Genomic DNA, 12,529 nt, shown 5'->3' on the forward strand with positions numbered 1-12,529 from the left:
TCAGCCTCCGCGCCGGCTCCGGCCCTCGAGCCCGAGCCGCTGCCAGCGGTGCCGCCAGGCCGCGCGCGAGAGGCCGAGCGCGCGGCGCGCGGCCTCCTGGTTGCCGCCGGCCGCACGCCAGGCCGCCAGCATCCGCTCCGCGAGCAGGCCGTCGCCGCCGGCAGGCGGCGCGAGCGAGCGCAGCGCCTCGGCGAGGTCGCCGGGCCCGAGCGGCGCGCGGCCGTCCCACCAGAGCAGCACCGCCTGGAGCGCCGCACGCAGCTGGCGCGCGTTGCCCGGCCACGGCTGGGCGCGCAAGGCCACCAGGAAGGCGGGCGAGGGCTCCGGCTCCGGCATCGCCATCGCGGCGGCGAGCTCGCGCAGGAAGGCCTCGACCAGCACCGCCACGTCCTCGGGGCGCTCGCGCAGCGGGGGCACGTGCACCACCGCCTGGTGCAGCCGGTAGTAGAGATCGCGCCGGAAGCGACCTGCCTGCACCGCACCGGCCAGGTCGCGGTGGGTGGCGGCGATCACGCGCACGTCCGTGAGCCGCGGGGCCCCGCCGCCCACCCGGCGCAGCTCGCCGGTCTCGAGCACGCGCAGGAGCTTCGCCTGGAGCGCGGGCGGCGCGTCACCGATCTCGTCGAGCAGCAGCGTCCCGCCGTGGGCCTGCTCGAAGAGCCCGGCGCGCGTCGCGACCGCGCCCGTGAAGGCACCGCGCTCGTGACCGAAGAGCTCCGCCTCGAGCAGGGTCTCGGCGAGCTCGGTCACCGCGAAGCTGCGCAGCAGCGCCCGCCCGCTCTCCTCGTGCAGCGCGCGCGCCACCACCTCCTTGCCGACCCCCGTCTCGCCGAGCACCAGCGTGGTGGTGCGCAGCGGCCCGAGGCGCGCGATGCGGGCGCGTACCTGCTCCGCGGCGGGCGAGACGCCGAGGAAGCGCGCCGCCCCGCGCGGCGGAGGCGCGTGGCCCCGGCGCGCTCCGGCCAGGCTTGCCGCGATCGTCGGCAGGAGCTGCTCCTCGAGCCGGAACGGGAACGCCAGGCAGCCGGTCGCGCCGAGCCGCGCGGCGCGCGAGGCCAGCTCGGGCTCGGCGCCCGCGCTGTAGAGGACGAAGGGCACCGCGGCGCGGTCGCGCAGCGCGCGCAGCAGGCCGAGCCCGTCGAGGCGCGGCATGCGGTGGTCCGCGAGCACCAGGTCGACGGGCTCCCGCTCGAAGTGGTCGAGCGCCTCGGCGCCGTCGCAGGCGGTGACGACGGCGTAGCCCGACGCGCGCAGGGCGCCCCCGAGCCGTTCGCGGGTCGCCTCGGAGTCCTCGGCGAGCAGGATCCGCGCGCTCCTCACGAGGCGGCTCCCGGCAGCCGCGGCAGCAGCGCGCGGAACACCGTCCGGCCGGGCTGCGACTCCACCTGGAGCTCCCCCGCGTGGAGCGCGACGGTCTCGCGGCAGAGCGCGAGGCCGAGCCCGCAGCCGCCCGGGAAGGCGCCGACGCCGGGCTCGAAGATCTCGTCGCCGAGCTCCGGTGCGATGCCGGCGCCGTCGTCCTCGACCTCCAGCCACACCAGGCCCGGTTCGCGGGCGCCCGAGCGCACGGCGACCCGCCCCTGCGCGCCCGCGGCGCGCAGGGCGTTGTCGAGCAGGTTCTCGACGAGCGAGACGAGCCGCACGGCGTCCCCGAGCAGGGGCAGGCGCGCCTGCTCGTGCGACACCGTGATGGCTCGCTCGCAAAGCAGGCCCACGCGCTGCACCGCCTCGTCGACGAGGCGTGCCAGGTCGACGCGGCGCGCGTCGGGGCGGTGGCGGCGCGCGAGCAGTGCGTCGAGGCGGCGGCCGAGCTGGCACGCGGCGGCGTCGATGCGGGCCAGCGAAGGGCGCGCCGGTGCGGGCAGCTCGAGGGCCAGCGCCGCGACGAGGTGGCGGATCTCCTCGCCGGGCTTGCGCAGCTCGTGGGCGGCACACCGCACGAACTCGCCGTGCCGGCGGTCGGCGGTGACGGCGGCCAGCTCCTGGGCCTGGCGCTCGACCTCGCGCTTGAGCCGGTCGAGGAGGTGGAGCCGCTCGAGCGCGACGTCGGCGAGCGCGCAGAGCGCGTCGACCTGCGGCTGGAGGTCGGCCGCGCGCTCGTCGTCCGTGGCTTCCGTCTCCCAGCTCCGGCGTACCGCAGGCGGCCGACACAGGACCGCTGCCACCCGTGCGGATCCCGCGCCGCCTCGCGCGGCCAGGAAGCCCTCGACCGCGGCGTCGACCGCCGCGGTGTCGGATGCGCACTGGATGCGCTCGGAGGCCGTGAGCAGCGCGGTGCGGTCGTCGAGCGCGCAGCGCAGCGCGGCGGTGCGCTCCGCCACCACCTCCTCGAGCCGCGCCGCATCGAGCGCGTCGCCGAGCGCGAGCCCCGCCAGGCGACCGGCGTCGGCGAGCGCCGCGGTCTCCTCGGGCGCGTAGGGAAGCCCGTCGGCGCGGGGCGCCACGGCGAGCACCACCGGGGGGCAGCCTCGCGCGTCGATCCGCAGCGCGAGCTCGGGGGCCAGGGGATCCGGATCCTCCGCGCGCGGGGCGCGGACGAGGGCGACCCCGGCGCGGGCCGGCACGCCTTCGCACAGCCCGATGCCGCGGCGGAGCAGCAGATCCCCGGGTGGCGCACCGCCCGCGACCGGGGCCGCACCCACCGCGACGCGGCTCGCGCCGAGCCCGTCGCGGACGATCGCTGCCAGCCGGGCCACCACGCTCGCGGCGCCCTGGGCCGCCGCGAGCTCGCGCCCGGCGCGGGCGACGAGCGCCTCCGGTGCGGGCCGCGTGCCCGCGAGCCGGCGTACGAGGGCTGCGAGTGCGAGCTGCACGAGCTGCGCCAGCAGGATCGCGCCGAGCACGAGCACGGGAACCGCGGGTTCGGCCGAGGTTGCGTGCAGCGCCGCGGCTGCCAGCCCGAGCGCACCGAGCGCGCTCGCGCCGCCGAGCAGGGTCCGCGGCAGCCAGGCGGGCGGATCGAGGAGCCGATAGCGGGCCACCGACCAGCCGAGCGCCACGGGCAGGGCGAGCGCCGCGAGCGAGAGCACCGTCGCCGTGCCGGAGCCTACCGCGTGCCCCGAGGCGAAGGTCGCGAGCGGCCCCGCTCCCGCCAGCACCAGGCCCGCCGTCGCGGCGCGCGCGCGGGCGCGCTCGACCGGGGTGAGGCGCCGGCCGGGCCGGACGCATCCCGCCACCAGGATGCCGCCCGCCAGGAAGCTCGAGGTGAGAGCGAGGCGCTCGACGCTCTGGCCGAGCCCCGCGTCCGCGAAGCGCAGCTGCACGAGCGCCGCGGGAGCCGCCCAGATCCCCCACGGCAGCGCCGCGAGCGCCGGCCTCCGGAAGCGCGGCATCGTCACCGGGAAGCGCGCCGCGAGGTGCAGCAGCGCGGCCGGGAGCAGGCTCCAGGCGAGGGCGGCCAGCCGCCCTCTCAGGCCCGGGATGCCGAGCGGGCCCCCGTCGGCGGGCAGGGCGAGATCGAGCGCGCCGAGGATCCCGGCGCCCAGGCAGCCCGCCACCGCGACGAGCGGTGTCGCCACCGGGTGTCGCCCCCCGATCGCGCACACGCCGGCGAAGAGCAGGAGGAGCGCGCCGGCGAGCGCCGCGGGCCACTGCGCGGCGAGCGCGCGGCGGGCGCCGAGCCGGTGGAGCCGGGTCGGCACCTCGCGCTCGCCCGCGGCGCCGGCCACGCGCAGGGTCGCCGGCGCGCCGGGCGAGCCCGCCGCGAGCGCGGCGAGCAGCTCCGGACGGCTGCGCGGCACGAGCAGGCCGGGATCCCCCGGCAGGTGGACGCCCAGCACGCGCTCGCCCGGTGCGAGCAGGCGCGGCTCGCCGCCCGCGCGCAGCAGGACGCTCGCGAAGGGCGTGCGCAGCGCCGGGTCGAGCCACGCGCCGGCGCGCGCCACCGGCGCGTCGCGCCACCAGGCGCGCGGGTCCGGCGCGAGCCCGGCGGCGAGCAGGGCGAGCCCGAGCCCCGCGACGAGCGCCCGCCGCGTCAAGGGCGCCACCCCCGGGCAGCCCCACCCAGCAGCGCGGCCGGCAGCAGCAGCACGTCCCCGGCCAGCAGGAGCGCGACGCCGAGGCTCGCGACGAGCCCGAACGAGACGAGCCCGCCCCACTGCGAGCAGAGCAGCACCGAGAAGCCCACCGCGAGGCACAGGCTCGTCGCGAGCACGGCCTCGCCCACGGTGTCGAAGACCTCCGAGACGGCCTCCGCCATCGAGCGGCCGCGGCGGCGCGCGTCGCGCACGCGCAGCGAGACGTGGATCGTGTCGTCGACGCCGAGGCCGAGCAGGATCGCGCCCACCATCGTGTTGGCCGGGTCGACGCCGATGCCGGCCCAGCCCATCAGGCCGAGCAGCGCCAGCACCGGCACCACGTTGACGGCAATCGCCCAGCCGACCAGGCGCGGCGGGCTGCGGAGCAGTACGAGCAGCGTGGCCGCCACCACCAGGAAGGCGCTTGCGAAGCTCGTGCGCTGCGTGTCGCGCAGCTGGCCGACGAAGCGGTCGGCGAGCAGCAGGCCGCCGGTGAGCTCGATCTCGGCACCCGCGGCGGCCGGCTCGCGGGCCAGCGCTTCGAGCGCCCGGCCGACGCGCGCCACGTAGGGTCCCTGCGCGGCGTCGTCGAGCCAGGCACGGTCGACCGACACGTGCGCGCGTTCCCTGCCGCCACGCCCGTTCTCGTTCCACAGCCAGCGCATGCGCTCCGAGGCGGCCACCAGCGCCATCTGGCGCGGCGCCGCCTCCACCAGCGCGGCGAAGGAGGCGGGCGGTGCCCCGCGGTCGAGCCGGTGCGCCTCCTCGAGCAGGTCGAGGAAGCTCCAGGCCGCGCCCGTCGAGGGCTCCGCCGCGAAGATCGCCTCGATGCGAGCCAGCAGCGCGAGCGCCGGTGGCTCCCAGACGTGGGCCCCGGGCGGCAGCGTCACGACCACGTCGGTCGTCATCGGCTTGCGGAAGTTGGCCTCGATCGCGCGCAGCGAGCGGACCACGTAGGAGTCCTCACCGAACCCGAAGTCGCTCGCGTAGCGCAGCCGGACCATGCCGGAGCCGAGCACGCCGAAGGCCACGAGCGAGGCCACGACGACGAAGCGGGGGTGGCGCGTCACCGTCTCGCACAGCGCCGCGAGCACCTCGCGGGCCAGCGGGCTGCGGTGGTGGCGGACGCGCAGCGGGCCGCGGCGCAGGCGCAGGCACAAGAGCGCGGGCAGCAGGGTGAAGGTCACGACGAACGCCAGCAGTACGCCCGCCCCGGCCAACGCACCGAAGTGGCGGAAGCTCGCGAGGTCGCTGGTCAGGAAGGACGCGAAGCCCGCGGCGGTGGTGAACGCCGACCAGAAGCAGCCCTCGCCGACGTCGCGCGCCGCCGACACCAGGACCTGTCCCGGGGCGGCGCCGGGCGCGCGCGCCACCGCCGCGAGCAGGTGGATCGAGCCCGCGATCGCGATCGCGACGAGCAGCGGCGGCAGCGCCGCCAGGAGCGAGGTGCGCGGCAGGCCGGCGGCCTGCGCGGCTCCCTCGACGAGGACGCTGACGACCGCCACGGCCAGCAGCGGCAGCGCCGTCAGCCAGGGGTCCCGGAAGAGCAGCCAGAGCAGGCCCGCCATCGCCACGAACATGAGCGCGGTGAGGAGCGCCGAGTCGCGGTCCAGGCTGTCCGCCGAGACCACCGTCCAGACCGGGTCGCCGGCCAGATGGAGCTCGGCGCCGAGCTCGCGCTCGAAGCGCGGCAGGAGCGCGAGCGCACCACGGACCGTCGCGCGCAGCGCCTCGCTCTCGATCGAGGTCAGCTCCACGACGACGCCGGCGGCCCGCGCGTCGGGGGCGACCACGACGCCGGCGAAGGAGGGCTGGGCGAGGCCGGCTGCGAAGCGGGCGCGCCAGTCCGGTGCGAGGACGAAGCGGCCGCCGCCGGGTGCGGCGAGCGGTCGCGCGTCGAGCGGGCCGAGCACCACCGGGACCGTCCAGGCGCTCGACACGCGGCGGGCGTTGGGAAGCGCCTCGGCCGCCTCGTGGAGGCGCGCCAGGAAGTCGAGCGCCCATGGCTCGTCGACCCGCTCGCAGCGCGGGCTCTCGCGACACCCGAAGACGATCAGCAGCGCGGAGCCGGTCTCGAACTCGTCGAGGAAGGCCTCGAGTCCGCGCAGCTCGGGGCTCTCGGGCCCGAAGTAGGCGGCGTAGCCGACCTCGCTGCGCCCGCCGCCGGACGCCGCCAGGGCACCGGCCGCCAGCAAGGCGCAGATCCCGGCCACCCAGCCGGGGTGGCGCGTGCTCGCGGCCGCGAGCCGGCCGGCCAGGGCTTCCCCAGGTGCGCGCAGCACGTCCGCCTTCTCCACGTCGGCCCCGGCGGCGGATGCTACGTGCGGGGGTGTCGCGCCTGGCCTAGGAAACACCAAAGAAGGGCGAAATCGGGCGGCGGGCTGGTGGCTCCTGGTCGGCCGTCGAGCCACCAGGGGGCGGCCGCAGCGCGCGCTCGGGACGATCCCGGCGGCGGGCAGGGCTGGCACGCGGTTTGCCACCGACCCGGGGCGGGAGGAGCCGGATGTTCCCGACCCCGGCGGCCGCGCCGCCGCGCGCCCTCGCAGCACCGCCCTCCGACCCGCTCGCGGCGCTGGTCGGCTCGTCGGCCCCGCTCGTGGCGCTGCGCCGCGCGCTGCGCCGGATCGCAGCCAGCGACGCGGGTGTCCTCCTCACCGGCGAGACCGGCACCGGCAAGGGGCTCGTCGCGCGGGTGCTGCACGCGGCGTCGCCGCGCGCCGCCGGGCCCTTCGTGCACGTCGACTGCGGGGCGCTCGCCGCGAGCGTGATCGAGAGCGAGCTCTTCGGACACGAGCGCGGCGCCTTCACGGGCGCGGTGGCCGCGCGCGCGGGACGCCTCGAGGCCGCTGCCGGCGGAACGCTCTTCCTCGACGAGGTGGCCGAGCTCGACCTGCGCCAGCAGGTCAAGCTGCTGCGCGTCCTCCAGGACCGCGCCTTCGAGCGCGTCGGCGGCGGGCGCACGCTCGCGCTCGCGGCGCGCGTCGTCGCCGCCACCAACCGGGACCTCCGGCGCGCGGTCGGCGAGGGCGGCTTCCGCGCCGATCTCTACTACCGGCTCCAGGTCGTCGAGCTCGAGCTGCCGCCCCTGCGCGCGCGGCCGGACGACCTTCCGGCGCTCGTCGAGCATCTTTCGGGCGAGGCCGCGTGCCGCGCCGGCTGCGCGGCGCCGCGTGCCACGCCCGCCTTCCTGGCGGCGCTCGCGGCCCACGACTGGCCCGGCAACGTGCGCGAGCTCGCGAACCTGGTCGAACGCCTGCTCGCGCTCGGCGCCGGCCCGGTCCTCGACGCCGCGGATCTCGACGGTGCTCTCGCGGCGCGCCGCGGCGGATCGTGGGACCGCGTCGCCGAGACCCACGACCAGGTCCCGGCGCCGCTCGCCGGCCCCGACGCCACCCGCATCGCGGCCGCGCTCCGCGCGACCGGCGGCAACGTCGCTCGCGCCGCCCGCCGTCTCGGCCTCCCACGCGGCACCCTGCGCCACCGGATCGCGAAGCACGGGCTCGGGCACCTGATTCCGAGGGATTGAGGCGCGCCGTGCGGTGCCCCTGGTGGGTCTCCGGCGCGTGTGACCGTGCCTGTCACGGCGCCGGGTTCTCCTCGATGCGGAAGGAGACACCCATGGCACATGCCCAGACTCGGGTCCCCCGAGCCCGCCCTGCCGCCAGCGTTCCCCAATGCGATCTCTGCGGCTCCGACGAGATCGCCTCCGACGAGGCCTTCGACGGCGGCCTGTGGCTGCTCGGCGAGTGTGGTCGCTGCGGGCACCGCTGGACGGCGGGCCCGTTCGCCGGCCCGACCCCCGCCCCGGCCCGCGTCCGCCCGCTGCCGCCCGCGCCCGAAGGAGGCATCGTCGCCGCCTAGGGCCCTGCCAGCGGGGTCGGATACCTTCCGCGCGTGCCGTCCTCGCGAAGCACGACGCGGGTGGTGTTCTTCACCGGCAAGGGGGGCGTCGGCAAGACCACGACGGCGGCCGCCACCGCGGCGCTCGCCGCGCGCCGGGGCAAGCGGACGCTGGTCCTCTCCGCCGACCCTGCGCACAGCCTGGGCGACGTGCTCGGGGTGCGGCTCGGTGCGGAGCCGCGCACGGCCGGTGCGCGCGGGGCCGCCCCGCTCGAGGCCGTCGAGGTCGACCCGCGTGCCGAGATGGAGCGCCACTGGGGTTCGATCCGCGACTACCTGACCGCCCTCTTCCGCCACCAGGGCATCGAGGCCGTGGTCGCCGACGAGCTGGCGCTCCTGCCGGGCGCCGAGGAGATGGCGGCGCTGCTCGCCGTCGAGCAGCACGCGGGCTCGGGCGCCTACGACCTGATCGTCGTCGACTGCGCGCCGACCGGTGCGACGCTGCGCCTCGTGACGCTGCCCGAGGTCGCCACCCGCGGGCTGCGCGTCGTGCTCCGGCTCCAGCGCGCCTTCGCGGCCAGCATCACGCCGCTGGCGCGTGCCGTGCTGCCGGTGCCGCTCCCCGATGCCGGCGTCTTCCGCGAGCTCGAGGCGCTCCTCTACGAGCGCCTCGCCACGATCCGTGCCCGCCTCCTCGATCCGCTGACGACGATCCGGCTCGTCGCCACGCCCGAGCGCATGGTGATCGACGAGGCGGTTCGCGCCCACACGGATCTCTGTCTCTTCGAGCTCGGCTGCGATGCGCTGGTCATGAACCGCCTGCTGCCGCCCGAGGCCGCGGCCGAGCCCGGCTTCGCCGACTGGGCGCGCGTCCACGCCGAGCGGCTCGCCGAGGTGGAGGAGCTCTTCCCGGGCCTCCCGGTCCTGCGCGCGCCCCTCGCGCCCGACGAGGTCGTGGGGGTGGACGCGCTCGCGGCCCACGGCGCCGCGCTCTACGGCGCGCCCGCTGCTCCGGGGGGGACGCCGGGGGCCCGCGAGGGCTCGTGCGGCGGCGACCCCGCGGCCCGCCTCGCCGACCCTCCGCGCCTGCGCTTCGCGCGCCGCGCCGACGCCCAGGGCGCCTTCGCCGTGGAGCTGCCCCTGCCCAACGCACGGCGCGAGGAGCTCGACGTGGCGAAGCTCGACGACGCGCTCCTCGTGCGCGCCGGGGCGTTGCGCCGGGCGATCCCGCTTCCCCGCCGGCTCGCGCGGCTCTCGCTCGCCAGCGCGCGGCTCGACGCCGGGCGCCTGGTGGTGCGGCTCGCGCCGGCGGCCGAGGGCGCGTAGGCCGTGCGCGTCGTCGTCCACACCGGGAAGGGAGGGGTCGGCAAGACCACGCTCTCGGCGGCGGCGGCGCTCGGCGCGGCCGCGCACGGCCACCGGGTCTTCCTGCTCTCGACCGACCCCGCCCACAGCCTCGGCGACGCCTTCGGGCGCCCGATCGGTGCGCGGCCGGTCGAGGTCGCGCCGGGCGTGGTGGCGCAGGAGGTCTCGGTCCTCGACGAGATCGAGCGCTCCTGGTCGGAGATCCAGGCCTGGCTGGCGCACCTCCTGCGCAGCGGAGCCGACGAGCTGGTGGCCGAGGAGCTGCTGGTCGTGCCGGGGCTCGAGGAGCTCGTGGCCCTGCGCGCGATCCGGGAGGTGGAGGCGCTCGGCGACTTCGACGTGTGCGTGGTCGACTGCGCGCCGACCGGTGCGACGCTCCGGATGCTGCGCTTCCCGGATGCGCTCTCGATCTTCATGGACCGCTTCTTCGACCTCGAGCGCAGGCTCGCGCGTCTCGCGCGCCCGCTCGTCGCCGGCGTGGGCCTGCGCGGGGTGATCCCGGGCGACGAGGTCTTCGCCGCCTTCGAGCGCCTCTACCGCGACGTCGACGACGTGCGCCAGATCCTGCTCGACGGCGACCGCACGACGGCGCGGCTCGTGACCAACGCCGCGCGCGTGGTCGTCGACGAGACCCGCCGCTCCTTCGCCTACCTCTGCCTCTACGGGGTCGCCACCGACGCGGTGATCGTGAACCGGCTCCTGCCCGAGGCGTCGCAGGGCGGCTGGTTCGCGCGCTGGGCCGCGCGCGAGCGCGAGGAGCTGGCCTCGATCGAGGCTGCCTTCCCGATCCCGACCCTGCGCGCGCGCCTCGCGCCGAGCGAGCGGATCGGGCCCGGGGCGCTGCGTGCGCTTGCGCGCGAGGTCTACGGCGAGCGCGACCCGGCGGCGCTCCTGCGCCGGGGGCGCCCCCTGCGCTGGCGGCGGGTGGGCCCGAGCACGCTGCTCGAGATCGATCTGCCCGGCGCCAGCAAGGAGGAGCTCGAGGTGACGCTCCACGGCGAGGACCTGCACCTGCGGGTGCGCGACGCCCTGCGCCGGATCGCGCTGCCGGCCTCGGTCGCCGGGCGCCGGCTCGGCGCCGCGAGCCTGCGCCGCGGCGTGCTCGAGATCCGCTTCGAAGCGTGACGGCTGCGAGCCGCGCGCGGCTCCGGCGCAAGCGGCCGACACGATTACGCTTTCCAGTGAAGGGAACGTGTTCGCAAATCACTCCGGCCGGCTCGTCCGGGCCCTGCGAGCCGACGCGCGGAGGGTGCCGGGCCGGACGGATTGCATCGACGACACCGGGGCGTCGTGGTACGGTGCGCGCGTCCGGCCGTCCTGGCGGCACGCCGGTGGCTCCTCCGATCCTTCCGGGAGCCCGCCGGACCGAGCCGCCAGCCCCCACCGCCGGACCGGTTCCCCCCGAACGAGCGTGTGATCCAGGGCGGGTCTGCGCAGGCGCTGCGCCTTCACGGATGCGAAAGGGCTCCAGCGAAGCGCGCGTCCCGCCGACGAGAACGGTCGAGACTTGCACCAAGGGGGTCCATCCAGCCATGGCGTGCCGGAAGCCCGGTTCGATCCAGTCGGTTCCGCGTTCCTCGTTCCTGGCGCTGCTCGCGCTGGCGCTCGGCGCCGCGCCGGTCGTCGCCGACGCCGCGCACCTGTCGCAGGTGCGTGTCGGCACCCACGAGGACCACACCCGCATCGTGCTCGAGCTCGATGCCGAGGCCTCCTATCGCCTGACGCCGCCCGGGGCCGGCGGCTCGCAGCTCCAGATCCAGCTCGCGGCCGACAGCGCCGCGCGCCACGTGGCCTCGAAGAGCCCGCTCGTGAAGGGCGTGCGCGTGGAGCCCTCCCAGCAGGGCTCGACGATCTCGGTGGACCTGACCCGGAGCAACGTCGAGATCTCCGAGATGGTGCTCGCGAACCCGCCGCGGATCGTGCTCGACCTGAAGCAGGCGGGCGCCGCGACGGCGATGGCGCCGCCCGCGGTGCCGGCTGCGAAACCCGCACCGGCCGCCCCGACCGCGCCGGAGCCCATCGCGGCGCGGGCGCCCGCGCCCCCGACGGCGCCCGCGACGGCTCCCGCAAGCGAGAGCGCGGCCGCATCCGCTCCGCCTGCACCTTCCTCCACGCCGAGCGCCCCAGGGCGGCTCTCCGCCGACGGCAGGCCCGTCGTCGAGGGCAAGCCCGTCGCACCCGCGCCGAAGGCCGGAGCACCCTCGCTCTCGGACCCGGTGCCGAGCGACATCGCCGGCAAGCCCTCGGCGCGCTTCGAGCCGCCGCCGCCGCCGGCACCGGCCGCGAGCGCGAAGGTCGAGCGGATCGAGCGCCCGGCGAGCGTGAATCCCGAGATCGCCGCCCGCAGCGAGGCGAAGCCCGAGCTGGCGCCGGCGACCCCGCCGGTGAGCCCCGCCGCACCCGCCGCCGCCGGGGAGGCGCGCGTCGAGCCGCCGGCGCCGGCACCGCCCCCCGCCGCGAAGCCGGCCGAGGTGGTGGTGCGCAACGCGGCGCCGCGCGACCCCGAGCCGCCGGCTCCGGCCGCACGGTCCTGGGCGGATCGGCTCACGAGCCCGACCGGCTACGCCGTGATCGGCGGGGTCCTCCTCGCGCTCGTGGTGCTCGCCGTACGCCGCCGCCGCCGCGAGGAGGACGACGACCCGCTCTACTCGGTGATGTCGGCCGACGACGCCGGGGCCGACGCGGACGACCAGGACCTCCGCGGCCAGCAGGAGGAGCCGGCCGTCGGGTGGGGCCAGCGCGAGGAGTCCGAGCCGGAGGCCGCCTACGACCCGGCCGGCTTCGACGCCGACGAGCCGGTCGCGCGCGACGGCTCGCAGCAGCTTGCGCTCGGCCGCATCCAGGCCGATCCGGCTCCTGCCGCCGACGAGGACTCGCTCTTCGACGGCCCGGGGGCGCCCGCGATCGCGACGCCGCCGCCCGCGCCCGTGATCTCGAGCGCCTACGCGAGCGACGCCTCGCAGGTGGCGGGCGAGCTCGAGAGCCGCATGAAGGACATGGAGCGCCGCATCGAGCAGCTCGCCGAGGCCCGCGAGCGCCTGGAGCGCCAGGTCGCCGCCCAGACCGAGGAGCTGCGCGTCCAGCGCGCCGCCATCGCCCGGACCCAGCGCGTCGTGCGCTCGATGACCAAGGGCGAGGACCTCGCGACGGAGCCGGTGCCGAGGGCGCCGCAGGCGTAGTCGGCAAGCGAGCGAAGCGAGCGCGCAGCGAGCCGGAGGCGAGCGAAGCTCATCGGTCGAGCGAAGCGAGCGCGCAGCGAGCCGGAGGCGAGCGAAGCTCATCGGTCGAGCGAAGCGAGCGCGCAGCGA

General features: G+C 77.5%; 7 protein-coding genes. 4 read left to right on the plus strand and 3 right to left on the minus strand.

Annotated features, from left to right (window positions below; genetic code table 11):
- Genes OZ948_11340 through OZ948_11350 form a run of 3 tightly spaced genes read right to left on the minus strand, consistent with a single transcriptional unit; the run spans position 1 to position 6,298 of the window.
- Entirely contained in the window at positions 1-1,320 is a 1,320-nt protein-coding gene (locus OZ948_11340) for a sigma-54 dependent transcriptional regulator (GenBank protein ID MEB2345323.1), read from the minus strand.
- Positions 1,317-3,977 (minus strand): HAMP domain-containing sensor histidine kinase, encoded by a 2,661-nt coding sequence (locus tag OZ948_11345; protein MEB2345324.1) that lies wholly within the window; start codon positions 3,975-3,977, stop codon positions 1,317-1,319. The genes OZ948_11340 and OZ948_11345 overlap by 4 nt, the downstream gene beginning before the upstream one ends.
- Positions 3,974-6,298, minus strand: coding sequence for an MMPL family transporter (locus tag OZ948_11350; GenBank protein MEB2345325.1), 2,325 nt, complete (start codon positions 6,296-6,298; stop codon positions 3,974-3,976). The genes OZ948_11345 and OZ948_11350 overlap by 4 nt, the downstream gene beginning before the upstream one ends.
- Positions 6,299-6,519: 221 nt before the next feature.
- Between OZ948_11350 and OZ948_11355 the strand changes: the two genes are divergently transcribed.
- The 4 genes from OZ948_11355 (at position 6,520) to OZ948_11370 (ending at position 12,400) form a co-directional block, all read left to right on the plus strand.
- Positions 6,520-7,542 carry a sigma-54 dependent transcriptional regulator gene (locus tag OZ948_11355; GenBank protein MEB2345326.1) on the plus strand — a complete coding sequence of 341 codons (1,023 nt, stop codon included), beginning with the start codon at positions 6,520-6,522 and terminating at the stop codon, positions 7,540-7,542.
- A 368-nt stretch (positions 7,543-7,910) separates the two neighbouring features.
- Positions 7,911-9,182, plus strand: a complete 1,272-nt coding sequence (locus OZ948_11360) for an ArsA family ATPase (protein ID MEB2345327.1) — start codon at positions 7,911-7,913, stop codon at positions 9,180-9,182.
- 3 nt (positions 9,183-9,185) lie between these two features.
- Positions 9,186-10,346, plus strand: coding sequence for an ArsA family ATPase (locus OZ948_11365; GenBank protein MEB2345328.1), 1,161 nt, complete (start codon positions 9,186-9,188; stop codon positions 10,344-10,346).
- 407 nt (positions 10,347-10,753) lie between these two features.
- Positions 10,754-12,400 (plus strand): hypothetical protein, encoded by a 1,647-nt coding sequence (locus OZ948_11370; protein MEB2345329.1) that lies wholly within the window; start codon positions 10,754-10,756, stop codon positions 12,398-12,400.
- The last annotated feature ends 129 nt before the right edge of the window (positions 12,401-12,529 follow it).

It is taken from the genome of Deltaproteobacteria bacterium, from assembly GCA_035063765.1.
GTDB lineage: Bacteria > Myxococcota_A > UBA9160 > UBA9160 > PR03 > CAADGG01.

Excerpts from the sequence above, each read along its gene's own strand:
- OZ948_11370 (MEB2345329.1), top strand. The coding sequence starts at position 10,754 with ATGGCGTGCCGGAAGCCCGGTTCGATCCAGTCGGTTCCGCGTTCCTCG.
- OZ948_11355 (MEB2345326.1), top strand. The coding sequence starts at position 6,520 with ATGTTCCCGACCCCGGCGGCCGCGCCGCCGCGCGCCCTCGCAGCACCG.